22 protein-coding genes are annotated in these 24,017 nt (G+C 50.5%); 17 read left to right on the top strand and 5 right to left on the bottom strand.

Annotated features, from left to right (window positions below; translation table 11 throughout):
* Nucleotides 1-71 precede the first annotated feature (71 nt).
* The 4 genes from CKQ54_RS24065 to CKQ54_RS24050 all read left to right on the top strand — a co-directional run bounded on the left by CKQ54_RS24065 (nt 72) and on the right by CKQ54_RS24050 (nt 5,929).
* On the top strand, nt 72-1,196 hold the full coding sequence (locus CKQ54_RS24065) for a tyrosine-type recombinase/integrase (RefSeq protein WP_120163813.1): 1,125 nt from the start codon (nt 72-74) through the stop codon (nt 1,194-1,196).
* 146 nt (nt 1,197-1,342) lie between these two features.
* The gene (gene ovoA, locus CKQ54_RS24060) at nt 1,343-3,484 is read left to right on the top strand and encodes a 5-histidylcysteine sulfoxide synthase (RefSeq protein WP_120163812.1); all 2,142 of its coding nucleotides are present in this window, start codon (nt 1,343-1,345) and stop codon (nt 3,482-3,484) included.
* 732 nt (nt 3,485-4,216) lie between these two features.
* Complete coding sequence (locus CKQ54_RS24055; RefSeq protein WP_120163811.1) at nt 4,217-4,972, top strand: alpha/beta fold hydrolase; 756 nt, start codon at nt 4,217-4,219, stop codon at nt 4,970-4,972.
* 135 nt (nt 4,973-5,107) lie between these two features.
* Complete coding sequence (locus CKQ54_RS24050) at nt 5,108-5,929, top strand: alpha/beta fold hydrolase (RefSeq protein ID WP_120163810.1); 822 nt, start codon at nt 5,108-5,110, stop codon at nt 5,927-5,929.
* A 297-nt stretch (nt 5,930-6,226) separates the two neighbouring features.
* On the opposite strand, the gene CKQ54_RS24045 is transcribed toward CKQ54_RS24050, so the two are convergent.
* Nucleotides 6,227-6,394 carry a YhfL family protein gene (locus CKQ54_RS24045; RefSeq protein ID WP_120163809.1) on the bottom strand — a complete coding sequence of 56 codons (168 nt, stop codon included), beginning with the start codon at nt 6,392-6,394 and terminating at the stop codon, nt 6,227-6,229.
* A 505-nt stretch (nt 6,395-6,899) separates the two neighbouring features.
* Between CKQ54_RS24045 and CKQ54_RS24040 the strand changes: the two genes are divergently transcribed.
* The 4 genes from CKQ54_RS24040 to CKQ54_RS24025 all read left to right on the top strand — a co-directional run bounded on the left by CKQ54_RS24040 (nt 6,900) and on the right by CKQ54_RS24025 (nt 10,427).
* Nucleotides 6,900-8,408, top strand: a complete 1,509-nt coding sequence (locus CKQ54_RS24040; protein WP_244220291.1) for a tannase/feruloyl esterase family alpha/beta hydrolase — start codon at nt 6,900-6,902, stop codon at nt 8,406-8,408.
* A 171-nt stretch (nt 8,409-8,579) separates the two neighbouring features.
* Nucleotides 8,580-9,197 carry a TetR family transcriptional regulator gene (locus CKQ54_RS24035; RefSeq protein WP_120163807.1) on the top strand — a complete coding sequence of 206 codons (618 nt, stop codon included), beginning with the start codon at nt 8,580-8,582 and terminating at the stop codon, nt 9,195-9,197.
* Nucleotides 9,190-9,525, top strand: coding sequence for an SMR family transporter (locus tag CKQ54_RS24030; protein ID WP_113878269.1), 336 nt, complete (start codon nt 9,190-9,192; stop codon nt 9,523-9,525). Before CKQ54_RS24035 ends, CKQ54_RS24030 begins: the two co-directional genes overlap by 8 nt.
* 35 nt (nt 9,526-9,560) lie before the next feature.
* Entirely contained in the window at nt 9,561-10,427 is an 867-nt protein-coding gene (locus CKQ54_RS24025; protein ID WP_120163806.1) for a helix-turn-helix domain-containing protein, read from the top strand.
* Between the two features lie 80 nt (nt 10,428-10,507).
* Here the strand turns inward: CKQ54_RS24025 and CKQ54_RS24020 are convergent, their stop codons facing one another.
* Nucleotides 10,508-11,287: a (S)-acetoin forming diacetyl reductase gene (locus CKQ54_RS24020; protein WP_120163805.1), complete on the bottom strand. Its 780-nt coding sequence runs from the start codon at nt 11,285-11,287 to the stop codon at nt 10,508-10,510.
* A 225-nt stretch (nt 11,288-11,512) separates the two neighbouring features.
* Between CKQ54_RS24020 and CKQ54_RS24015 the strand changes: the two genes are divergently transcribed.
* The 3 genes from CKQ54_RS24015 (at nt 11,513) to ompC (ending at nt 14,014) form a co-directional block, all read left to right on the top strand.
* Nucleotides 11,513-11,926, top strand: coding sequence for a hypothetical protein (locus tag CKQ54_RS24015; protein ID WP_120163804.1), 414 nt, complete (start codon nt 11,513-11,515; stop codon nt 11,924-11,926).
* A gap of 159 nt (nt 11,927-12,085) precedes the next feature.
* A complete protein-coding gene (locus tag CKQ54_RS24010; protein ID WP_120163803.1) occupies nt 12,086-12,274 on the top strand; it encodes a hypothetical protein in 189 nt (62 codons plus the stop codon).
* Nucleotides 12,275-12,877: 603 nt separating this feature from the next.
* A complete protein-coding gene (gene ompC, locus CKQ54_RS24005) occupies nt 12,878-14,014 on the top strand; it encodes a porin OmpC (protein WP_120163802.1) in 1,137 nt (378 codons plus the stop codon).
* Between the two features lie 94 nt (nt 14,015-14,108).
* On the opposite strand, the gene CKQ54_RS24000 is transcribed toward ompC, so the two are convergent.
* Both CKQ54_RS24000 and CKQ54_RS23990 read right to left on the bottom strand, forming a co-directional pair.
* Nucleotides 14,109-15,472, bottom strand: a protein-coding gene (locus CKQ54_RS24000) for an IS3 family transposase (protein ID WP_120349679.1) whose coding sequence is annotated in 2 segments (ribosomal slippage) — nt 14,109-14,983 and nt 14,983-15,472 — 1,365 coding nt in all. Because the reading frame shifts where the segments join, the coding sequence is not laid out codon by codon here.
* A gap of 329 nt (nt 15,473-15,801) precedes the next feature.
* Entirely contained in the window at nt 15,802-17,022 is a 1,221-nt protein-coding gene (locus tag CKQ54_RS23990) for an amino acid deaminase (RefSeq protein ID WP_120163569.1), read from the bottom strand.
* A gap of 201 nt (nt 17,023-17,223) precedes the next feature.
* Between CKQ54_RS23990 and CKQ54_RS23985 the strand changes: the two genes are divergently transcribed.
* From CKQ54_RS23985 to CKQ54_RS23965, 5 genes are all read left to right on the top strand, one after another.
* Entirely contained in the window at nt 17,224-18,654 is a 1,431-nt protein-coding gene (locus CKQ54_RS23985; protein WP_120163570.1) for an N-acyl-D-amino-acid deacylase family protein, read from the top strand.
* 68 nt (nt 18,655-18,722) lie between these two features.
* Nucleotides 18,723-19,118 carry a RidA family protein gene (locus tag CKQ54_RS23980; protein WP_112286688.1) on the top strand — a complete coding sequence of 132 codons (396 nt, stop codon included), beginning with the start codon at nt 18,723-18,725 and terminating at the stop codon, nt 19,116-19,118.
* Nucleotides 19,119-19,269: 151 nt separating this feature from the next.
* Entirely contained in the window at nt 19,270-20,760 is a 1,491-nt protein-coding gene (locus CKQ54_RS23975; RefSeq protein ID WP_120163571.1) for a sodium:solute symporter family protein, read from the top strand.
* The gene (locus tag CKQ54_RS23970; protein WP_120163572.1) at nt 20,757-21,620 is read left to right on the top strand and encodes a 2-dehydro-3-deoxygalactonokinase; all 864 of its coding nucleotides are present in this window, start codon (nt 20,757-20,759) and stop codon (nt 21,618-21,620) included. The genes CKQ54_RS23975 and CKQ54_RS23970 overlap by 4 nt, the downstream gene beginning before the upstream one ends.
* Nucleotides 21,607-22,209, top strand: a complete 603-nt coding sequence (locus tag CKQ54_RS23965; protein ID WP_120163573.1) for a 2-dehydro-3-deoxy-6-phosphogalactonate aldolase — start codon at nt 21,607-21,609, stop codon at nt 22,207-22,209. The genes CKQ54_RS23970 and CKQ54_RS23965 overlap by 14 nt, the downstream gene beginning before the upstream one ends.
* 28 nt (nt 22,210-22,237) lie before the next feature.
* Here CKQ54_RS23965 and CKQ54_RS23960 read toward each other — a convergent pair whose 3' ends face one another.
* Nucleotides 22,238-23,101 carry a MurR/RpiR family transcriptional regulator gene (locus CKQ54_RS23960; RefSeq protein WP_112286684.1) on the bottom strand — a complete coding sequence of 288 codons (864 nt, stop codon included), beginning with the start codon at nt 23,099-23,101 and terminating at the stop codon, nt 22,238-22,240.
* A gap of 385 nt (nt 23,102-23,486) precedes the next feature.
* Here CKQ54_RS23960 and CKQ54_RS23955 point away from each other — a divergent pair, with 385 nt between their 5' ends.
* Nucleotides 23,487-23,972 carry an RrF2 family transcriptional regulator gene (locus tag CKQ54_RS23955; protein WP_113878276.1) on the top strand — a complete coding sequence of 162 codons (486 nt, stop codon included), beginning with the start codon at nt 23,487-23,489 and terminating at the stop codon, nt 23,970-23,972.
* The last annotated feature ends 45 nt before the right edge of the window (nt 23,973-24,017 follow it).

The raw sequence follows: 24,017 nt of genomic DNA, 5'->3' as shown, positions 1-24,017 counted from the left end.
AAACCTTTTGCCTAAGATCCTATGACTTGTTATAAAACCGCCCTGTGATTTTTTCAGGTGAAATAGGGCTGATGAGCAACGCGGTATCCGGAACGATCAACGAAACACATTTTGCTGCCGAGAATGTTGGCCGGCATGTGCTTGCCTATCTTCAGAATGTGAAAATGACGCCGCTCGCAAAGCTGGATGATTTTGACGAAGAGGGTAATGCGACGGTTGGGCAGGTGATCAATGTCTGGATCCGGCTTTCGTTGATCCTGACACGTCGTCGTCCGGAAATTGCCGTGTCCTCTTTAATGAAACATGTCCTGCCGGTGATTGGCGATGTGCCACTCAACAAAATTACCCGCCTGCGTCTGAATCGCTTATTCAATGTGTTGTTAGCGGACGGAAAAATTTCCGAAGCCAAAAGGGTATTTGCCCTGTGTAAGCAATTTTTGGGCTGGGCGGAAACGCAGGGATATCTCGGCCATTCGCCCTTGAGTTCCATGAAACGCCGTGACGTCGGGGGAAGAAATACGCCGCCCCGCGAGCGGGCATTAACCGATGCTGAAATCTGGATTTTCTGGCATGGCCTTGATTTATGGGATATTTCGGAACAATGTCGCTGGGCGCTACGCCTTTGTTTACTGACTGCCAGGCGTCCGGATGAAATCGTACGTGCCAGAAAAGAGGAGTTTCACCTGCGAATTGGCGTCTGGCGGCAGGGCACGCGTAATAAATCAGCCCGCGATCATAGCCTGCCCCTGACATCTTTAATGGTGACCTGTGTGGAAGCATTGTTGGCGGCCAGTCCAAAAAATAGTCCGTGGCTGGTTCCGTCGCCGCTTGATGCACAAAAACCGTTATCGCGGGGCGCCGTCACTCAGGTAATCCGCCGTATGTTACGTGCAGAAAGAGGGCTGGGCATTGAGCCATTTGCAACACGGGATTTGCGCCGGACAGCCAGATCCAAATTATCCTCCCTGAATGTCCCTAACGATGTTGCCCGTAAAATCATGAATCATTCGCTCGAAGGTATCGACCGTGTTTACGATACCCACGACTATCTGCCGCAAATGAAAAAGGCGCTGGAAGCATTTTCTGACAATATTCAGGGCATTATCAGCGCGCCGGATTACTTCGATTTGCGTCATCAATTTGAGGGTGAATGCCTGCAGGTTCCGGCGATATCGCTGCTATATATGGAAAGATAGGCTTTTTTTTCGAAATAGAAATATCTGCAATTTTTTTTGATTTAACGACGAACAGACCGGCCCGCACGCGCCGGAAATAAGCCGCTGATGTCAGCTGCTACACTTGAGTATTGATTTGGCGTTGCCAGAGGACAGAGGAATTAATGATGCTTTCACAACCAGAGAACGCAAACGGCTTGCCGGAACCGACGCAGACAGTTTTACTAAGCACAGGAACGGCGGAACAAAAACGTCAGGAAATACGTGATTACTATATTCAGACCTGGGAACTGTATGAAAGCCTGTTCGATTGTCTGGCGGACGAACGCGCTTACTTCAACAAAGCGATTTCCCTGCGCCATCCGCTGATTTTCTATTTTGGTCATACCGCCACTTTTTATATCAACAAGCTCATGGCGGCAGGTTTAATTCCTGAGCGTATTGATTCCCACATCGAGGCAATGCTGGCGATTGGCGTGGATGAAATGAGTTGGGACGATCTCGACGATCAGAACTATCACTGGCCATCTGTCGCCAATTTACGGACATATCGCAACAAAGTTCGCGAAGAAGTCCTCGCTATTATCGATACGATGCCGCTGAGTTTACCGATCGACTGGAGCAGCCCGGCGTGGGTGATCCTGATGGGTATCGAGCATGAACGCATCCATCTTGAAACGTCCAGCGTACTGATCCGCCAGTTACCGGTGGAATGGGTCAAACCTCAGGCACACTGGCCTGCCTGTGAACTGGCAAGACATGACCGGAAAACGGTGCCTGAAAACGAAACAGTAGCCGTTAAAGGTGACGTTGTCACACTAGGTAAGCAGGACGACACGTACGGCTGGGACAACGAATACGGCACGTCAGAGCATAAAATTCAGGCATTTAGCGCCAGTAAAATGCTGGTGAGCAACGCCGAATTCTATACTTTCGTCGAGGCGGGCGGCTACCAGAATCCTGAGTGGTGGGATGAAGAAGGTGCAGGATGGCGTGAGTTTGCGCAGGCAGAAATGCCGACATTTTGGGTCGGTTCGCCGCGTGAACCTGAGCAACTAAAATTACGTCTGATGACTGAAGAAGTGCCGATGCCGTGGGACTGGCCTGCAGAAGTCAATCAGCTTGAAGCGGCGGCATTTTGTCGCTGGAAAGCGAAACAAACCGGTGAATCTGTTCAGTTGCCGACCGAAGCAGAATGGATGATTTTACGTAATCAGGTGCCTGGCGATCAGCCAGACTGGCAGACTGCGCCGGGTAACATCAATCTGGCCTGTTGGGCTTCTTCTTGTCCGGTAGATCATTTCGCACAGGGCGATTTTTACGATATTGTCGGGAACGTCTGGCAATGGGCATCAACCCCCATCAGCGGGTTTGATGGTTTCCGTGTGCATCCGTTATATGACGATTTTTCGACGCCGACTTTTGATGGTAAACACTCGATGATCAAAGGTGGAAGCTGGATTTCGACCGGTAACGAGGCATTGAAATCTTCCCGTTACGCGTTCCGCCGTCACTTCTTCCAGCATGCAGGTTTCCGTTATGTGGTGTCCAGTCATCAGGAACAGATCACGGTGAATCCGTATGAAACCGATGGTTTGGTGGCTCAGTATCTGGATTTCCAGTACGGTCCGCGCCACTTTAACGTGCCAAATTACGCCGAACAACTTGTTGATATAGCTGTAAAAAATGTCAGTCAGAAAGGCAGGGCGCTAGATATCGGCTGTGCGACCGGCCGCGCCAGTTTCGAGCTTGCACGTCATTTTGATGCTGTCGTGGGCATGGATTATTCCGCGCGGTTTATCGATGTCGCTCTGGCTTTGGCGAGAGGCGAAGCTTGTCGTTATGTGATCCCGGAAGAGGGTGATCTGGTCGATTATTGTCAGGCGACGCTGGCAGATGTAGGGATCAATGCGCAGCAGACAGAACGTGTCAGTTTTGTGCAGGGTGATGCGTGCAATCTTAAACCGCAGGCTGAATTGTATGATTTGGTTCTGGCGGCAAACCTGATTGACCGTCTGCGTGAACCTGCGCGGTTCCTGAAAGACATCACACCAATGATTCGTACAGGCGGATTGCTGATGTTGTCATCGCCGTATACCTGGCTTGAAGAATTCACCCCAAAAGAGAATTGGGTAGGGGGGTTCCGCGAGAACGGTGAAGCAGTGACCACCCATCAGGCATTGCGCCGCCTTCTGGCCAGTGATTTTGAGGAAATTCAGCAGCCACAAGATGTGCCATTTGTTATCCGGGAAACGGCAAGAAAATTCCAACATACCGTCGCGCAGTTGACGATATGGCGTAAACGATAAGACGTTTTTTGAGAACTCAGGCGGTCGCTTTGCGACCGCTTTTTCATGTCTTCGGAGATCGTATTGGTAAGAGCTGGTGTTCATTCCCTGCCAGACCGAATGTTAAAATGAAGTTGAATTAGTCACTGTTATTGATGTTTGAAATTATTAGAATGTTGTAACTAAAAAACATGGGTTAAACCATTTACCCTTCAAACAACAGCGGGCTCGCGTCACACAAGCTTTGAAAGCAGCCGCTCTGGTTCAGCGCAGCCGTCAGACTGTCGAAGGTAGGCGATCCGCTGGATCTACAAGATAGAATCGGGCCAATGGCTGTGTGAAAAAGAGTGGGTATTGTCGCGAACTCTCGCACTTTGGATGCGTGAATTCACAAATACTCATGCAGTTTGGGCAAAGAAAGCCGACTAAGTGCATCATCGAAACGTGAACAAACGCAGTTGAACAAGCATCAAAATTAGTGGGTTATCTCATCGTGGCAGGTAACCGCAATGAGAAGGTACTTGCGAATGAAAGATGGAAAAGTTTTATTAATTACATGTAGACGACTGGTCTAATAGCTGTTAGCTTACACACATGGCACGGCAACTAAACGACATAGCACAACAGCCGTTCCGGTATAAAGAACAGCACACAGAGTTGGCCTGAATAGCAGGTACGGGTAATTTTTTATTTAAGAGATGGTTAGACGACCGGTCTAATTCAATAATCCATATAAAATACAGGAAATTAATCATGTTCAAAAAATCATTGACTACTCTGGCTTTAAGCCTGGTTCTGTCTGTTTATGCTCAGTCTTCAATGGCTGCGCCGGTAAAAAACATCGTTCTGGTACATGGCGCTTTTGTTGATGGTTCAGGTTGGGATCCGGTGGCTCGCATTCTGAATAAAGCGGGCTACAAAGTGTCGATTGTTCAGGAGCCACAAACCTCGCTGGCTGACGATGTCGCGGCGACCCGACGCGTTCTCGCGTTACAAAGTGGTAAATCATTGCTGGTTGGCCACAGCTACGCCGGCATGATCATCAGTGACGCGGGAAATGACCCCTCTGTTGCGGGGCTGGTTTACATCGCAGCGTTCCAGCCGGATCAAGGTGACTCATTGCTGAGTCTGGCCAAAAAATATCCGCCAGCCGCTCAGTCAATTACTGAAACGCCAGATCACTTCCTTTATATCAAACCGGAAAATTTCCACGCGGACTTTGCCGCTGACTTGCCAGTCAAAGAGACAAATCTGTTGGCGCAATCTCAACTCATGCCTGCAGTAGCGGCATTCGCTGCCCCGGCAGGCGTTCCGGCATGGAAAACGAAGCCTAGCTGGGCCGTCGTGGCGACGCAGGATCGTGCTATTAATCCAGAACTGGAGCGCTTCATGGCCAAACGCGCGCACAGCACCGTTACTGAATTGAAAGGCAACCATGCCATTTACGCATCACAGCCGGAAAAAATTGCGGCGGTGATCGAAAAAGCGGCACAAAGCTTATCTCAGTAAACATCAGTTAAATGCTTTCCAGGCCAGTCATTCTTTCAATGACTGCCCAGTGTAAAAATCAATATACGAAGAAAAATACTTTTAAATCAAATGCGCCGCCAATGAGGCGTCGCCAACAGAAAAGAGAATAAAGAGATGAAAACTATTCAGGTGAAAGACGGTTCTAAGATTGCATATAAAGACTTTGGCAAGGGACAAACCATTATTTTCTCCCACGGATGGCCATTATCAAGTGATGCATGGGATGCGCAAATGTTGTTCTTCGGTCAGCAGGGGTTCCGTGTCATCGCTCACGATCGCCGCAGCCATGGCAACTCCAGTCAGACGTGGGACGGCAATGATATGGATACCTACGCTGAAGATTTATCATCACTCATCGAGCAGTTAGATCTCCACGACGTTGTTCTGGTTGGACATTCGACCGGTGGCGGTGAAGTCGCACGCTATATCGGTACGTATGGCTCGGCGCGCGTCAGCAAAGCTGTACTTATCGGCGCAGTCCCTCCGGTTATGCTGCAAAGTGAGAAAAATCCTGGCGGTCTGCCTATGGAAGTGTTTGATGGCATCCGTGCTGCGGTCGAAAAAGACCGCTCTCAGTTCTACAAGGATTTGACCACGCCTTTTTTCAACTATAACCGTTCGTCAGAGACGCCTTCTGAGGGTGTGAGAGAAAGCTTCTGGCTTCAGGGCATGCGGGGTGGGATCAAAGGTCAATATGACTGTATCAAACAGTTCTCTGAGGTTGATTTCACTGATGACCTTAAGAAAATCGATGTGCCAACCCTGATCATGCATGGTGATGACGACCAGATCGTTCCGCTGGCGGACTCCGCCATTCTGTCCGCGCAACTTGTCAAAGATGCGCAGCTCAAGGTCTATGCGGGATTTGGCCACGGGATGACAATCACCCAAGCCGGGACGATTAATGAAGACCTGCTGCGATTCATTGAAGAGTAATGCGATGTGGAGAAATCTACAAATAAGCTTTAGCAAAATGGAATGCTTTTAACTTGCCTGGAGACGACTGGTCTACATTTAGATTGTTAATCTAAAACACAGGTGATTTATTATGAAACTCTTATTGGTTAAGCAGGTTAGTACATAACTGTTGACGAAAATTATCGGCAACGCTCTAAAAGGCAGGAGGGTGCCAGCGGTATCTGCTGGACGTTTTAAGAAAGTATTAAGAAACAGACGTGTTATTAAATAAATGCCGGGCATCATCGCCCGGCATATTTTACACTGAAAATAACATTATTTTTCAGTCGGGCCGCAACCACCAATCATTTTAGAAATTGAAATAGCAGGGTGAAGTAAGTACATGTAATCACAGTTTTTTTCTTTGTTATAGACGCTACCTGTACAACCAGAAAGCGTAGAGACCACAGCAGCCAGGACAAACAACTTGACTAAAGACTTCATGTAAATTCCTTTTCAAAAAAGTTGATTAATATTAATCGCACCCGCAACCAGGCAGGCGGCAGCAATATACCTTTAATTACCAATAAGAGACAAATTAAAAATTAGATTTATTTCATTCACCATGCCAATATCAAACACCCAGGCATTTATATCATTCATTAAAATGATAGCTCACAATGGGGATATTATTTTAATTGCATAAGGTCTGGTGTAAAAATATAAAAACCCGTTCTACTCATAAATAAGGAGGCTATTAAACCTGAGTTCATTTGTTTGCGTGATGAGATGCGTATGCCATATCCATAATGTCGTGAGTGACTAATTCCAGCACGGAGGGCTGTTTTCGCAGATCATTTAATGACAAACTGCCACTTTTACGCAATGGGATAACAGCTGTCTGATGAATGCGCGTTTTTGTACTTTTTGTTTTGCGTTGTTCTTCGCTAATTTGTTCTCAGCAAATGTAGCCGAAGCGTCCCCGGCAGGTATAAACCAGTCGCAATGTGTGGCCCTAAAAAATTCCCGCATCGATGCTGCCAAAATAGGTTTACCAACCCGCGGCGCGTTGGTGACCAATGTTGCGATGGCCGGTCATCCCGGTAATCAGCACTGCAAACTCGAAGGACTGATTAAACCCATTGATGTGACAGCACCTGATATTAATTTTCAGCTTTATCTGCCCCTCATATGGAATGGTAAAGCCTTGCAGCTCGGCGGCAGCGGATTCGACGGTGCCGTTAAGGATGCCGATACAGCCCGGCTGGCGCCAGCCGCTACACCCGGCGCGCTGAAACAAGGTTACGCGACTTTTGGCAGCGATTCCGGGCATCAGGGCGGCGTATCCGATGCGTCTTTTGCTCTCAACCAGGAATCCTGGGATAATTTTGCCGGTGCTCAGATTAAGAAAACCCACGATGTTGCGGTCGCACTCATCACACAGGCTTACGGTAAAAAACCCTCGCGCCTGTATTTTCAGGGCAATTCTCAGGGCGGACACGAAGCACTTGCTGCAATTCAGCGCTTCCCGCTCGACTACGACGGCGCGATCGCTATTCATCCGGTATACAACGTCGTCGAACTGCACATGGCAGGTATCCGTATCGGGCAAGCTATTTACAACACGCCGGGTGCGTGGATTTCACCGGCAAAAGCCGCGCTGATTGCCAACGCCGTGACCGGTGCCTGCGATAAACTGGACGGTCTGGCCGACGGCGTTGTCGCCAATCCGGATGCCTGTAGTGCGACATTTAAAATAGCGCATCTGCGTTGTCCGCAGGGCAAAGATACCGGGTCAAATTGTCTTTCTGACACGCAAATAGCGATGGTCGGCATGCTGAATAAGCCCGTACAACTTGGCATAAACCTGCCTACCGGCGATCACTTTGCGCCCTGGCCGATATTACGCGGTGCTGACGCTTCCGCGCTGGTCAGCGTATTTGGCTCCGGCGCAGACAAGCCGAAACCCGAAGCTACAAATATCATTATTTCCTTTCCTTATATGATGGGCGATCAGGCCGTCCGTTATGAAGTCATGCGTAATGCGGATTACGACTCTCTGAAATTCGACCCGGCCGCACATCAGCAGCGGCTCAAAGAGCTGGCTGCGCAGGTCGATAACGACGATGCGAACCTCCGCGCCTTTGTGCAACATGGTGGTAAGTTGCTGCTGATGCACGGTACCGCAGACATGGCAGTACCACCGGGGAATACCGTGGCGTATTACGAAAAACTGAAAGCGGAATTCGGCGAGAAAGAGCTCCGTCAGTTTGCACGCTTCTACCTGGCACCCGGCTTTACCCACAGCAGCGGAACTTTTCGTGCGAGCTGGGATTCACTCGGCACACTGGATAAGTGGGTCGATCATGGGATCCCACCCGGTCAGCAAGTTATGATTGATGTCAACAAACCGACGGCAGGACGTGAAATGCCCTTATGTGATTACCCGTTGTATCCGAAATATAACGGGCAGGGTGATAGCAGATCAGCGTCGAGTTTTGTGTGTACTGATCAGTAAGTGGCCTGAAACGTCAGGCTGCGGTCATTTTCGGCGAGTACAATTTTCACAGAGATTGCAAGTCATTTACCTATATAAAATCACAGGTGAATGAACGTTCTCAAAAAATCTTGAACATCCGTCCAAGTCTTGGCATTATCCTCATCTGCCTACTCTGCTTCGGATTTTTCAGTGGTCTACCTGTGTAAAGAAGCCCGCCGCAATACTATTCTGGAAGCTGCTGCGCGAATTGCCCGCCGTGAAGGACTGGCCGCGACCACCGTTCGTCGTGTCGCGCAAGAAGCCGGTGCGGCAACCGGTCAGGTTCATCACCATTTTTCCAGCGCCGCTCAGCTGCGGGCTCAGGCCTATACGCAGGTGATGAAAATCCTCAAAACCCAGCTGGAAGAAAAGTCTCTGGCTCTGACAGCTCGCGAACGGCTGAACCTGTTGCTGGTTGATCCGCAAGACGAAGAATCTCTGATGGCGATCCCACTGTGGCATGAAGCCATGTTGCTGACCGAGCAGGAGCCGCTGATGAAAGCTGCATTTGCGCTTTCAGTGTCTGACTGGCATCAGCTGGTGTCTGATGCCATCAGCTTTGGCAGACAGAAAGGGGAGTTTGTGCAGGGTGAATCGCCGGAGCATATTTCCTGGCGCCTGATTGGCCTGAGCAGCAGCATGGATGCCATGTCGCGACTTGAAACTCTTGGACTGAGCCCGACCTGCGCGCAATACAACCTCGGCCGCGCCATTGAAAATGAGCTGTATGCTCATAACTCTTGCAGTAAGGAAACGACAGATGTTTAAAACATATTTGCTTCTCGGACTGGCTATTGTGGCGGAAGTCATCGCCACCAGCAGTCTGAAAAGCTCGGAAGGATTCACCCGTTTATGGCCAAGCGTCGTTACATTGCTGGGCTATACGATTGCCATCTTCTTATTATCTCTGACTCTGAAAACCCTGCCCACCGGTATTGCTTATGCCATCTGGTCCGGCGTCGGTATTGTTCTGGTCTCTGCGATTGGTTGGTTTGGTTACGGACAAAAGCTGGATACGCCGGCGATTATTGGCCTGGGGCTAATCATCGCGGGCGTCATCGTAGTGAACGTGTTTTCAAAATCTGTTGCGCACTAAGCCGCGCAACTTTATAGCAGCACAGGGAGTTCATTTTGCAGAGCGAACAAAAACCTGATTTTCACGATGACCTGATCAAAGAGTTACTCTACTGGATCGAAGTCAACTTAAGTGACCGTCTGACCATGGAAAAAGCCTCGAAAAAAACAGGCTATTCTCCGTGGTATCTTCAGCGTTTGTTTAAAAGTAAAACGGGTTACGCACTGGGCAAATACATCCGTGACCGCCGTCTGACCATGGCGGCGATCGCGTTACGTCTTACCAATATGCCGATCCTCGATATTTCGTTGTATTACTCTTATGACTCGCAGCAAACATTCACCCGTTCATTTAAAAAGAACTTTGCAGAAACACCGGGGATGTACCGCCGTAATGCGTCATGGACAATGAACGGGATCACCGCACCGCTGACCGTCGATGAGTTTCCTCAACCGAAATATGAGATTGTCGATTTGCCAGAAATGGCGTTCGAAGGGGAAACCGTCGTCCATTCGTATCCGATAGAGGCTTTGTTCAACAGTAAAAACCACGTTCATCGTGCCGAATTATTGCGCTATCTGGAAACGCCGGAATCCCTGCTGGCACCAGTTTGGGGACTTTCAGATTGCCGCCCTGATACTCACGACGAAGTCGCCAATGCCCTGCAGATGGAATACACCGTAGCGCATCAGGTAAAACTCAGTGACAGCCACACAATCCTGGTTCCGGCCAGCCGTTATCTGAAGATCAATTATCCTTACGATCTCAGCCGGTTGAATGATTTTATCCTGTATCTGTATTCGGTATTTTTACCGACACTGGGTCTGGAGTTCATCATGCAGCCCGACCTTGAAAAGTATTCACGAGAATCCGCACTGAACGGCGTGACCTGCGAATACTACATTCCGCTGGCACAACTCTGAGCGGGTTTGTAGTGGTCAGGAAAGCGTTAGGCTTAAAAAAAAGCCTCCCGAAATGAGAGGCTGGGCAGGCGGGAAGGGGATCAGTTAAAGACCATACCGCCGTCAATCAGCAGTGACTGACCGGTCATATAATCTGAATCCGGGCCTGCAAGATAAGAAACACAGGCAGCCACATCTTCAGGTTCTGAAAGACGTTTGAGCGTGATGTTTTTTGCAAACTCCTGCGTACCATAACCCGCCGGTTTTCCTGCAGCAGCAGAAACCTGACGGTCAATTTCTTCCCACATCGGTGTTTTGACGATCCCCGGACAGTACGCATTCACGGTAATCCCCAGATATGCCAGATCGCGCGCAGCAGTTTGCGTCAGGCCACGTACCGCAAATTTACTCGAGCTGTAAATCGCCAGTTCAGGATTGCCTACATGTCCGGCCTGCGAGCAAGCATTGACGATTTTACCGCCATGCCCGGCAGCTTTGAACGCTTTTACCGCCGCCTGAATACCCCAAATCACACCTTTCACATTGATATTATAAACTTTGTCTACAATTTCAGGCGTGATGTCTTCGATGAGGGTTGTCGGCGCAATACCGGCGTTATTGACGATAACGTCGAATCCGCCAAGTTGTTTAGTCGCAGCCTCAACCGCAGCAAAAACTTGTTCGCGGTCTGACACATCGGCAAGCAGGGCAACCGCTTTGCCACCAGCATGGTTAATTTCCTCGGCGACTTTATTCGCCGTGTCTGCGTTATAATCCACGACAGCGACGGCAAAACCATCCTTCGCCAGACGCAGCGCAATTGCCCGGCCAATCCCCTGACCACCACCTGTCACTAAAGCCACTTTTCCATTTTTAGACATACCACTATCCTCTATGTATTCGGTATCTTTTCAGGTGCTGCGCGCAAGGCACGGTTTGACCGACCCGATCGCCTTACGTGAGCTACTTACTGGTTTACGCCTGAGTGCCGGGATGTGCAATTGTTAGCCACGGTCATTAACTTATAGAATTCAAATAGGTAGCAAAGTACATTTACGCAAATAAACTAGAAGCGCACTGAAATGGGGAATACCCGGGATAGAGAAATGAGCCATACCGATGTTATTGCTTTTCGCGAGCGTCTGACCACGCTTGTACGCACGTTACAAATTGCCCCACAGGTTGCGGAGAATCAGGTGCTCGACCGGATGGCGTTAAGCTTTAGGAAATTGCTTAACTTTTTTGCAGAAGATGATGCACGCACCCAACAGGCCTTTTTGTTACCTCCTCAGGCACAGGAAACGCAAAGATTATTGTGTGATCTGATGGCTGAAAATCTTACAGTCAGTCAGGAGGATAAGCTGTTTCGTGACGATATTTCCGCCGTGCTGTTGGCACAATGTTTTACCGGCATTCTGGTGCAACTGGCACAAACTCCAGGGGATCCGCAAACGCGTCATCAGAATAGTCTGGCGTGTGCGAAGTTGTTCTGCGAGGGTGTCTGGCCGGGGAAGTTATAGTCCAAAACTTCATAAAGAAAGCATAAATCGTTGGTTCTGTTTGCAGGAAGAAAAAGGTTAACTGAGGTCATTCCAGCAGAAGATACTTTCTGCTACGAGTCTGTAAAGCTTGTTGCATAAAAGCTTTAAACAGAAAGCCGTGAATAACCGGAGGCCTGTATGTCAACGACCGCTCAAACTGCTGAACACCGCTCCTTATGGCAGCGCATTACTCAACGTAAGCCGCACCACCAGACTGAAGAAATGGCGCAGGACACGTCGCGTCTGCTGGAAAGTTTTCTGGCAACCGGTTGTCTGTACGGTATTGATGTGGGGAACAGTGATCCGGCCTGGTTTCGCCGCCCCTGACCGCTATATACGTTTAATGCGCTTCAGCTACTGGAACGAGCTGTGCGATTAACCTTAGTTTCTCCTGATAGTGCTTGTTGTACCCTTAATAACCGGTGTTGCCCTTGTGCCTGGCACAATGTCAGCCTCCGTTATGAAGGTTGTTGTGGAAAGTCTCTCTGACCTCGTCGTAGAAATTTTAGTTCTCTCTCAATTGTTGAGCCCATAACTTTCGCCGGTTATGGGTTTTTTTATGCAAAAAAAAACCCGCAGTCAGGCGGGGTAAATGGTAAAGCCGCTAAGGGGGATGCGGCGCGTTCTATGAAGTTACAACCAAGGAAGGGTAAATCGAATTCCAGTGATGATGCCGGAACTCAGAAATTAAATTATCACACTACATAGCTCGGCTATAAATATAAATTTTGTATGTATTTTAATGAATTATTCAGGGAATATATTAAAACGCCACCGGGAAATAATTAGCAATAAATAATAAAACCAAAAGAGATAATTTATCTACTGAGCAATGGAACTCTGTAGGTAGTATTAACACGAGCTTAGACTCATTGATAATGTATATATAATAAATTCTAGTATTCAATTAAATGATAAAGGAATGACATCATGAAATTAAAAGCATTGGCGATTATTATCCCGGCATTACTGGTTGCAGGCGCAGCTCATTCAGCAGAAATCTATAACAAAGATGGCAACAAATTAGATCTGTACGGTAAGGTTGATGGTTTGCATTATTTTTCTGACGATGCTGGCGCAGACGGCGACCAGACTTATGTCCGTGTCGGTTTTAAAGGTGAAACAGAAATCAGTGATCTGCTGACTGGTTACGGTCAGTGGGAATACAACATTCAGGCCGATAATTCTGAAGGCAATAGCGGTACATCAGGTAATGCGACCCGTCTGGGATTCGCGGGCCTGAAATTTGGTGAGTATGGTTCTTTTGACTACGGTCGTAACTACGGTGTTGTATACGACGTTGAAGCCTGGACCGATATGCTGCCTGAGTTTGGTGGCGATACTTACACCACTGCGGATAACTTCATGGTGGGTCGTACCAACGGCGTGGCAACCTACCGTAACACCGATTTCTTCGGCGAAGTGAAAGGCTGGGACTTTGCACTGCAATATCAGGGCGCAAACGACGGTGATATCACAGGAGAAGGCACCAATAACCGTGGTGGTCGTTCCATGCGTCAGCAAAATGGCGATGGCTTCGGTATTTCTACTTCCTATGATTTCGGCATGGGTGTGAGTGCAGCGGCAGCTTATGCCTCTTCAGACCGTACTAACGATCAGGTAAATCTTACAACAGCAGACGGCGATAAAGCGGACGTATGGACTGCAGGGCTGAAATACGATGCTAATGGTCTCTATCTGGCTACTATGTATTCCGAAACCCGTAACATGACGGGTTACGGTGATCGTGATGATACGATTGCAAACAAAACTCAGAACTTTGAAGTGACGGCACAATACCAGTTCGATTTCGGTCTGCGTCCTTCTATTGCTTACCTGCAATCCAAAGGCAAGGATCTGAACTCAGATATTCATCTGAACTCAGACTGGAATGATAAAGACTTGGTCAAATATGTTGAAATCGGCACGTCTTATTATTTCAACAAAAACATGTCTACCTATGTTGATTATAAAATCAACCTGCTGGATAACGATGATGACTTCTACAAAGCAGCCGGTATTTCTACCGATGATATCGTAGCAGTCGGTCTGGTTTACCAGTTCTGATGCTCGTGATTAAGATGCTTGTGATTTAAATCGCAAATATCAATATTGAAAGCCCATCTTCGTGGACTGACCCCATAAAGTTGGACAGTTCATGTTAAGCGGCTTTCAGGGCCTGGGTTCGGTATTCTACCGGACTCAGGCCTTTTAATTTCAGGCTTATTCTTTCGTTGTTGTAGTAATGGATATACCCCTCTATCGCCTCCCTCAGTTCCCTGAGACTCCCGAACTGGCTCAGGTAAAAACACTCCGATTTCAGCGTACCGAAGAAGTTCTCCATTACAGCATTATCCAGGCAGTTTCCTTTACGCGACATACTTTGCGTTATGCCCTCTGCCTTTAATTTTGCCTGATAGGCTGCCATTCGATACTGCCAACCCTGATCCGAGTGCAACAACGGGGCATCTTCTGGACTGAGCTTTGCGAACGCATCACGCAGCATGGTATTCACCATTTCCATCACCGGTCTTTCCGACAGGCTGTATGAGATGATTTCCCGGTTAAAAAGATCGAGAACCGGTGACAGGTACAACTTTTTACCCTGTATCGAGAACTCTGTAACATCCGTAACCCACTTTTCGTTGGCTTTTGATGCACTGAAGTCCCGACTCAGGAGGTTGGAGGCTGCCTTGCCCGCTTCCCCTTTCCAGGCGCGATATTTCTTCACCCTGATAAGCGACCGGAGCGACACCTCTGCCATCAGCCGCTGTACTGTTTTATGGTTCACCAGCAGCCCCTGCTTTCTCAGTGAGAGCGTGATCCTGCGGTAACCATAACGCCCTTTATGATGGTGGTATATCTCTCTGATTTTGTCTTTCAGTCCGGCATGCCTGTCCACTCGCTTCAGCGCGTTCATATTGTGATACCACGTACTGCGGGACATCCCCGCTGCACGCAGAAGGTCACTAAGCGCATAATTACGCCTTAGCTCACTGATTATTGCGGCTTTTTGCCGTTTTTCTCGCTTTGAACTAAGGCCTTTAGCTTTTTTAGGTAGGCATTCTCTGCACGCAGGTAACGGAGCTCAGCCCGCAGCTCTTCGGGAGATAACTTTTCCAGCGCCTCATCGGTAAGTGGGGATGCTTTTTTGGGTTTTGTCATGCCTTTGCTCCGGCCGGGTTTTATGCTCAGAAGTCCATTCTCACCAGCGTCTTTGTAGACATTAACCCAGTGCCGGACGACGGTCTCGTTTGAGATATTAAACCGTGCGGCAGCTTCGCGCATTGAAAGTTCTTCACCGAGAACAGTCCGGACAACAGCAATCCGGAATGCCGGAGAATGGCGGTCATTTTTCCAGGTAATGCCATCAATACCGTGTAATTGCCAGGCTCTGACCCAGCGACGAACGGATGTTCTTTCGACACCAAAACGTTCTGCGGTCCGTTGTGTCCCGTCATTGCCGTAGAGGTAATGGCTGACCACAGCCACTCTGGTTTCGAGGGTATATTTTGGCTTCGCCATAAAAAACTGCACCTTACTCAGTTGGGTGTCCAACTTTTGGGGTGCAGTCCATCGGATGGGCTTTTTTTTCGCATTACTGATTTTCATGAACAGTTTGTTAATATTATATTGATAAGTCTAATCATAATAACACTCTTCTGTTCCCCCTTTAACCGCACAATCCTTTTCACTCGAGCCAGTGAGCTTGTGATAGACAAAGCCCAGAAATAACCAGAAGCCCGATGGAGTTCTTCTTCAGGAGCCTGAAGAATGAATGTGTGCGAGTGACTGGTTACGTAAGCTTCAGCGATGCTGCCCATGAAATAACAGAGTAGCAACCTGGGCTCCCGTCAGAATGCGGTCTCCAGTGTCTCCAGCACGTTGTAATTCTCATCGACCAGCAGCAGCGCTTTCCATTTGTCGAAGGTCAGACAGGGGTGAGAGGTGCTGAATACCAGAATATCCTCCACCTGCACGTCGGCCTCAGGAGCCAGTTCCAGCATCGCGTGCTGGTCCATAATCCCCGTGGTTTTGATGCTTTTTGCCGTCAACGGAAGTGCTTTACCCTGACGGTAATGCGCCACCGGCTGCGGCAGACCTGCGTCGAAGGCGCTGTCGCGCTTGCCGAAGTTCACAATCGCACGGCCACTTTCCGGCACCGATTGCACCATTGCAACCAGTTCCAGCGCTGAAACCAAATCACCCCCCAAATCACAGGCCACAGGGTCGCGGGCCATCAGGTCGTCTTGTGCCTGCTGATAAATGCCTGCATCGTGGGTGATGTAGCAGCCGGGGCGAATCACCACGCGGCAGTTTGCCGGTTTTTGTGCTTCAAGCCAGACGTTACACACTACGTCATACCAGACTGATCCTGCGCCCGTGAGGATAAATTCCCCTTCGACATAGCGTTCAAGCTGGCAGGCAAGGCCTGCGGCATCGCGTAACAACGCTTCCACTTTGGGCTGCGGATTGTCACCGTGCAGTACCCCCTCGTAAAGTTCGAGGCCGCGTAAATGTAAGCCCGGCAAGCCAGAAATCTCTTCTGCCAGCAGCAGGGCTTGCGCGGTGGTACGGCAGCCGCAGCGCCCGCCGGGTACGCCCAGCTCGATCAAAATATCCAGCTGCTGGTTCTGCGCGCTGAAAAATGCCGAAAGGGTTTTGGCATTGGCAAGGCTATCAACGCAGCAGAGGTAATCGACGTCCTGATATTCATTTTTGAGCGCTGAAATCAGCTGCATATTCGCTTTGCCCACCAGCTGGTTAACCATCAAAACCCGCTTCATGCCGCTTACCATCGCGATACTGGCTTGCCAGGCGCTGCCCACGCCAACGGCCCAGGCGCCAGCACGCTGCTGTTGCTGAAAAATCCACGGCGTCATAGTGGTTTTGCCATGAGGTGCCAGCGATACGCCACGGGTATCGGCATAGCGTTGCATCCACTGAATGTTATTTTCCAGAGCGGATTTTTTGATCACAGCGGCGGGCAGGCAGACGTCTTCATTCAGCATGTTGGCTGGGGAAACCAGGAGCGCTGACTTGTGCGGAACGAGGTTACCTTCTTGGTATTTCATAACATAGTTCCTTTCATTTTTTTAATCTTTCATTATAAATATCAATATTAACATAATGAAAATTAGGTGTTTTTATTTTAATTAAGCAATTTTATGAATAAAAGTATCAGGTAATCGTGTGCGTTTTGTGTAGTCTTCCACTGTTTTCCATCCTTGTAAATGGTTAAATTTAACTCAGAACACTATGAAGGGCAGGAACGTATGAAGTTTGATTATCTGTTCAGAAACGTTACGGTCATTGATGGCAGCGGAGGGGAACAATACCGCGCCGATGTTGCAGTGCAGGGCGACCGTATCGCTGAAATTGCACCGGCAATCCGTGGTCAGGCTGTGCATGAAATCGACGGTACCGGCCGCGTGCTGGCGCCGGGATTTATTGACGTGCATACACACGACGACATCAATGTGATCCGGCTGCCGGAGTATCTGCCTAAGATCAGTCAGGGCATTACTACGGTGATTGTTGGCAACTGCGGTATCAGCGCGGCCACGGCAACCATCAAAGGCCACGTGCCAGACCCGATGAATTTACTCGGTGAGGCAAAGCATTTTATCTACCCGACGGTGAGTGCTTACGCTCAGGCCGTTGAGCAGGCGAGACCGGCGATTAACGTCGGTACGCTTATCGGCCACACGGCATTGCGTAATAACCATATGGATGACCTGTTACGCACCGCGACGGCAGAAGAAATCAGCGGGATGCGCGCAGAGCTTAGACTGGCGTTGCAGCAGGGCGCGTTGGGGCTGAGCACCGGCCTGGCTTATGCTTCGGCATTTCACTCTTCGACGGAAGAAGTGATGGCGCTGGCAGAGGAACTCGCGGCACAGAAGGGCATCTATACCACCCATTTGCGTTCCGAGTTTGAGCCGATTCTGGAGGCACTCGATGAGGCGTTTCGCATTGGTCGTCACGGCAACGTGCCGGTGGTGGTGTCCCACCACAAATGTGCCGGAGCGAAGAACTGGGGGCGTACGGTGGAAACACTGAAGCTGTTCGATAAAGTTCGCGAAACGCAGGATGTTTCCTGCGATTGCTACCCGTATTCGGCCAGCTCTTCTACGCTGGACCTCAAACAAATCACCGACGAGTTTGAAATAGTCATCACCTGGTCTGAGCCGCATCCGGAAGTGGCCGGACAGTCGTTACAGCAGATTGCGCAAAGCTGGTCGATGTCACTTCACGATGCTGGAAAATTACTGATGCCCGCCGGCGCCATTTACTACAACATGGACGAGCGCGATGTCCGGCGCGTACTGAGTTATCCGGTCACGATGGTGGGTTCCGACGGACTGCCAAACGACCCGATGCCGCATCCGCGTCTGTGGGGCGCATTTCCCCGGGTGCTTGGCCATTACAGCCGTGACGAGAAACTTTTCCCGCTGACGGTGGCGGTTCATAAGATGACGGGCATGTCCGCGGCACGATTCCAGCTTGCTGAACGCGGGCTGGTCAGACAGGGCTATTTCGCCGATCTGGTGATGTTCGACCCGCAAACCGTGCGCGATGTGGCCAGTTTTAGCGATCCCCAGCAGCCTGCGGCGGGTATCGAAGCGGTGCTGGTCAACGGCGTAATGAGTTATGGCCGGGATAAAAAGGTTATCGGTCGCGCCGGGCGTTTTTTACGCCGGTAGAATTTTGCGGGGAGAGCCAGACGCTGTCCCCTGAGCACGCATTTATACAGTATGCATAAGGAGCAATAATGAGTATTAAACGTTACGGAGTGGGCGGGAGTACAGGAACGGGCGGGCAGCCACTGCCGTTTGCCAAGGCCGTAGAGGCGGGCGGCTGGCTTTATGTTTCCGGGCAAACACCGATGAAAGATGGCGAAGTGGTGGAAGGGGGCATTATCGAGCAGTCGCGGCTGGCTATCCAAAACTGCGTGGACATCATGGAGAGCGCAGGCTACACCCTGGCGGATGTGGTGCATGTGAAGGTGTTCCTGACCGACGCGCGTTATTTCCAGTCCTTTAACAAAGTGTTCAGCGAGTTTTTTTCCGCCCATCCTCCGGCCCGCGTCTGCTGCGTTGCGGATCTGGTGGTGGATTGCAAAGTAGAAGTGGACCTGACCTGTTATAACGCTGAACGCGTGAAGTAATTATTCCGTGATCAGGCCGGATGCCCTCTGCGTGCATCCGGCTTATCAAAATATATTTATAAATAACTCAGGTGCGCTACGAACGTGCCAACGGGCTTTCTTTGTCTTTTTTCAGGGAGCCATTGCAACTTAATTAATCTGGAAGTGAGCCATGAATAATTATTCTTTTCTTATTTGGTTTGCAATATATGCGTGCGCCATGATTACACTGGGCTGGTATGTGTCACGTAATCAGAAAAATGGCGATGACTTTTTATTAGGCGGACGTTCATTACCCTTAATTTTAACGCTGGGATCCACCGTAGGCACGATGGTCGGTACGGGGTCGAGCGTCGGCGCGGTAGGCTTCGGTTACACCAACGGCTGGGCGGGCATGCTGTATGGTCTGGGCGGTGCGGTAGGTATTCTGCTGCTGGCCTGGTTGTTTGCGCCGGTGCGAAAAATGCGTTTTATGACCATGAGCGAAGAGATCTCTTATTACACTGGCGGCAATAAAATCATTAAAAATGTCGTGGCAATATTAATCTTCATTGCATCTATTGGTTGGCTGGGGGCGCATATTCTTGGTGGTGGTTTATATCTGTCATGGGCAAGCGGAATTGATATTAATACGGCGAAAATTATTATTGCAGCAGCTTTTGTGGTTTACGTCGGTATTGGTGGATATTCCGCAGTGGTATGGATTGATACCGTGCAGTCGTTAATTCTGTTTATCGGTTTTATCCTGATGGCAGCGCTAGCGGTACATCACGTTGGCGGGTGGAGCCATATCCAGCAGGCCGTCGTTCCGGCAAAGCAAAGCCTGTTTGGAGTGGATAAACTCGGCATCCTGCCTGCTTTTTCTCTGGCAATGGTAATTGGCGTCGGAGTACTGGCCACGCCTTCCTACCGCCAGCGTATTTATTCCGCCAAAAACGTAGGCACGGTGCGTAAATCCTTTGTGATCACCGGTTTGCTCTATCTGGGCTTCTCCTTCCTGCCCGCGATCATTGGTATGGCCGCTTACACGATGAATCCGGCACTGGCAAACAGCGGCTTTGCCTTCCTGTTCGCCACTCAAGTTTTGCCACCGGTGCTGGGAATGGCGGTGCTGATTGCGGGTATGTCAGCCAATATGTCTTCGGGCAGTTCTGACGCGATTGCCGCCGTCTCTATCATGCTGCGTGACCTTTACACTCTGATCACCGGTCATATGCCCGCACCAGAAAAGGCGATCCGCATGTCGCGTATTTCCCTTGTGCTGGTGATCGGGCTGGCGCTGATCTTCGCGCTGACCTCCAACGACATCATCAGCTACATCACCAAAATGATTTCGATGATCATGTCCGGCCTGTTTATCTGCTCAATACTGGGGCGATTCTGGATACGTTTTAACTGGCAGGGCGCGATGGCTGCGCTGATTGGCGGCGCCGGGACCTCACTGGCGATGCTGGTAAACGACAGCTGGATGAGTTTCTGGGGTAACCCGGTGGTGCCGTCTGTGTTGATGAGTCTGGGCTGCGCGCTGGTCGTGACGCTGGTAACGCCGGCCAGCAAAATGAGCCGCGAAGAGGCACTGGATATGATCACCCGCGAACGCGAAAGCCAGCCTGAGCCGTTACCGGTGCCGTTGGGCAAACGCGCCACCGGGAGCGCACGATGAGCGGGGATTATATTGCCGTTGACTGGGGATCATCGCATCTGCGCGCCTGGTTATACCTGAACGGGCAGTGCGCGGATAGCCTGCAACTGCCTTACGGCATCAGCCGGCTGGTGGATCAAACCGCCTGTGACGTGTTCGCGCAATATATCCAGCCGTGGCGCGGTAAAGAAACTCTTCCCGTGATAATGGCCGGTATGGTCGGCAGCGATGCAGGCTGGCAAACGGTGCCTTATCTGGCTTGCCCTGTGTCGTTACAAACACTGAGCGCGCAACTTTTTGAGGTCGTGCCGCAGGTCTGGATTGTGCCGGGTCTTAACACGCTACACAACGTCATGCGCGGTGAAGAAACGCAGTTGCTCGGCGCGATGCAGTTGGCCCCTGACACCTGTTACGTTATGCCCGGTACGCACAGCAAATGGGTGCAGGTGGCAGAGGGGGCAGTCAGCGGGTTCACCACAGCGATGACGGGCGAACTGTATCACCTGCTGATGCAGCATTCCCTGATTGGCAGAGGCTTGCCGGCACAGCAAGATGATAACCGGGCGTTTCAGGCTGGCCTGCAACGCGGGCTGGAATCGCCTGCATTAGTGAACAGGCTGTTTGAAGCGCGTGCGCGGCGGGTGCTTGGCGAACTGGCTCCGGGATCGGTCGGCGACTGGTTGTCCGGGTTGCTGATAGGTGCGGAAGTGGTGGCAATGCGCAGTGAATTATCCGTCAGTCAGGTCACTCTGGTCGGTGGTGAGTCGCTTTGTCGTCGTTACTGGCTGGCCTGTGAACAGGCGGGCATAACGGTGAATGAAATTGCGGGTGACACCGCTTTCCAGCAGGGAATAAGGAGCATTCTTGATGCACGACGCTAAACTTTTGGTCGCGATTTTACGCGGCATTTATCCTCATGAGACCAGTGATCATGTCGGCGCACTGATTGAAGAGGGCTTCCGTTACATTGAGATCCCGCTGAACTCGCCGGACTGGCAGAAAAGTATCGCTGAAATGGTCACGCGTTACGGCGACTCGGCGTGCATCGGAGCGGGAACGGTGCTAAAGGTTGAACAGGTCGATTTTCTGGCGAATATCGGGGCAAAGCTGGTGGTGACGCCGAATACGCAGCCCAAGGTGATCCGTCGGGCTGTCGATGCCGGAATGTGGGTTTGTGCCGGTTGCGCCACCGCTACCGAAGCGTTTACCGCGCTGGAAGCCGGGGCACAATGGCTGAAGATTTTCCCCTCGGCGGCATTCGGTCCGGCGTACATTTCCTCCCTTAAGGCGGTGTTACCGCCGGAAGTCCCGGTACTGGCGGTGGGAGGCGTCACGCCGGATAATCTGGCGGAATATTTACGTGCCGGTTGTGCCGGGGCAGGGCTCGGCGGCGATCTGTATCGTGCCGGTCAGGATGTCGAAACCACCCGCCTTCAGGCACGGCGGTTTATGGCAGCATGGCGGAGTTAAAACCCCGCGAAGCGCACGTCATCTCTTCCTAATCCCCTAACGGCTGGCGGTCCACGCCGCCCCGGTGCCCGTCCAGCGCAAGCTTAATGCGTCTCAGACGGTCTTTTGCCTGTGTTTTGTTGGCCATCGCCAGTTCGGTGGCCAACACATCGATCATCGCCAGCATGGCATAGCGTGAGGTACTTGGCTTAAAAATGTAGTCATTTTCCCGCACGATCAGCGGCAGCACGATGTCGGCATTGGCCGCCAGGGGTGAATCCTGCGTGGTGATGGCGATGACTTTGGCCCCGTACTGCCGGGCTATCGCCACACTCTCAATGATTTCCGGCGTGTAACCTCCCAGCGAGAGCGCAAGTACCACGTCGTTTGGCGCAACGGCTGAGCACATCATGCGCACCAGCAGGCCATCGCTCTGGCTCACCACCGGCAGGCCAAGGCGGAACAGGCGGTACTGGACTTCCTGAGCGCAAATCGTAGAGCCACCGCCCATCCCAATCGCCAGAATTTGCCGGGCATTACTGAGCCATCCGACAACTTTTTTGAGTGAATCCGGGTTAAGCGCGCGCCGGTTGATGTCCAGCACATTAATGATTGTTTCGTAGATCCCCTGAACGCCGTCCAGATCCGGCACGTCCAGAATAAAACGCTGGCCTACCGCCAGTGACTGCGCGAGTTTTACTTTCAGTTCACGCACGTCTTTGCAGCCGATAGCGCGGGCAAAGCGGGTGACCGACGCCTGGCTTGTCCCGGTAAGATGCGCCATTTCTGCAATCGGCAGCGTGGAGGCGAACTGCACGTCATCCAGAATAAATTGCGCGATACGCTTTTCCGTCGCGGTAAGTTCCACAAAGCGGTCGGTGATGCAGGAAATAATGTCGATGGAGAAGGCCATTGCGCGTCTCTGAATGGGTAAGTGAATAGCCGATACTTTGTACCATAAATACGCATACAGGAGTATGGCGGCTGCCAGAAAGGGGTGTGATGAACGTCGTGTTATATTTTGGTTAAGTATCGCGTGCTGTATTCGTCTAAAAACTCCACAAATGCTTGCCTGATCCTACTGAATTTTCTTACAAGCGCTTGAATTTAAAGAGGTGAAAAGGGGATTTTGACGGGGCTGTTTATTAAGCGATTTGTGCCCTACATGATTGAAATGTATTGATAAATCGCGTGTACAACGGCGTGTCTTTTTGTTATATTATTGACCAGATCACGGACAGGGTAATTCCTCTGTGATAGGGTGCTTAACCTAAGACTTGGTTTCTCAGGACAATGACATGTTAGATTATCGCTTTCCGACAGCTATGCAGATGGTGTTTTGTATCGCTCAGTCCCAAAAGGCTGAACAGCGGTGCACCAGTGCGATTTTAGCAACGGGTCTGGAAGCCAACTCCAGTTTTATCCGCAAACTGATGGTGCCGCTGACGCAGCACGGCATTATTGTTTCCACACTCGGTCGCACCGGCTCGATCACACTGGGTCGTCCCGCGGAAGAAATCACACTTCGTGATATTTATTGCGCGGTGATAGAAGACAAGCGCCTGTGGGCCGCACGTCCTGACGTTCCTGCCCGTTGTGTTGTCAGCGCCAATGCTTGTACGTATTTCAAAAATATCGTTAACGAAGCAGAAGAAGCCTCCTTCCAGGTTCTGGCTCGCCACACGGTCGCAGATGCTCTGGCGGAATTCGAGCGTGGTGGCAAATACAAATGCACCAAGGACTTAGCTGCTGAATACTCAGAAGGTTCGGTCTGCTCTAAATAGCGTTCAACGTTTCCTTCCGGGAAACCTTAAAAAAGCACATAAAAA

Source organism: Rahnella variigena (genome assembly GCF_003610915.1).
Classification (GTDB): Bacteria; Pseudomonadota; Gammaproteobacteria; order Enterobacterales; family Enterobacteriaceae; genus Rahnella; species Rahnella variigena.
This window is presented reverse-complemented; position numbering and strand designations above follow the sequence as displayed.

Bases quoted from the DNA above. Each gene is read 5' to 3' on its own strand.
- CKQ54_RS24030 (WP_113878269.1), top strand. From the start codon at position 9,190: ATGTTTAAAACATATTTGCTTCTCGGACTGGCTATTGTGGCGGAAGTC.
- CKQ54_RS24050 (WP_120163810.1), top strand. From the start codon at position 5,108: ATGAAAACTATTCAGGTGAAAGACGGTTCTAAGATTGCATATAAAGAC.
- CKQ54_RS24010 (WP_120163803.1), top strand. From the start codon at position 12,086: ATGTCAACGACCGCTCAAACTGCTGAACACCGCTCCTTATGGCAGCGC.
- CKQ54_RS23960 (WP_112286684.1), bottom strand. From the start codon at position 23,101: ATGGCCTTCTCCATCGACATTATTTCCTGCATCACCGACCGCTTTGTG.
- CKQ54_RS23985 (WP_120163570.1), top strand. From the start codon at position 17,224: ATGAAGTTTGATTATCTGTTCAGAAACGTTACGGTCATTGATGGCAGC.
- ompC (WP_120163802.1), top strand. From the start codon at position 12,878: ATGAAATTAAAAGCATTGGCGATTATTATCCCGGCATTACTGGTTGCA.
- CKQ54_RS23965 (WP_120163573.1), top strand. From the start codon at position 21,607: ATGCACGACGCTAAACTTTTGGTCGCGATTTTACGCGGCATTTATCCT.
- CKQ54_RS24065 (WP_120163813.1), top strand. From the start codon at position 72: ATGAGCAACGCGGTATCCGGAACGATCAACGAAACACATTTTGCTGCC.
- CKQ54_RS23975 (WP_120163571.1), top strand. From the start codon at position 19,270: ATGAATAATTATTCTTTTCTTATTTGGTTTGCAATATATGCGTGCGCC.
- CKQ54_RS23990 (WP_120163569.1), bottom strand. From the start codon at position 17,022: ATGAAATACCAAGAAGGTAACCTCGTTCCGCACAAGTCAGCGCTCCTG.
- CKQ54_RS24015 (WP_120163804.1), top strand. From the start codon at position 11,513: ATGAGCCATACCGATGTTATTGCTTTTCGCGAGCGTCTGACCACGCTT.
- CKQ54_RS23980 (WP_112286688.1), top strand. From the start codon at position 18,723: ATGAGTATTAAACGTTACGGAGTGGGCGGGAGTACAGGAACGGGCGGG.
- CKQ54_RS24020 (WP_120163805.1), bottom strand. From the start codon at position 11,287: ATGTCTAAAAATGGAAAAGTGGCTTTAGTGACAGGTGGTGGTCAGGGG.
- CKQ54_RS24055 (WP_120163811.1), top strand. From the start codon at position 4,217: ATGTTCAAAAAATCATTGACTACTCTGGCTTTAAGCCTGGTTCTGTCT.
- CKQ54_RS23955 (WP_113878276.1), top strand. From the start codon at position 23,487: ATGTTAGATTATCGCTTTCCGACAGCTATGCAGATGGTGTTTTGTATC.
- CKQ54_RS24045 (WP_120163809.1), bottom strand. From the start codon at position 6,394: ATGAAGTCTTTAGTCAAGTTGTTTGTCCTGGCTGCTGTGGTCTCTACG.
- ovoA (WP_120163812.1), top strand. From the start codon at position 1,343: ATGCTTTCACAACCAGAGAACGCAAACGGCTTGCCGGAACCGACGCAG.
- CKQ54_RS23970 (WP_120163572.1), top strand. From the start codon at position 20,757: ATGAGCGGGGATTATATTGCCGTTGACTGGGGATCATCGCATCTGCGC.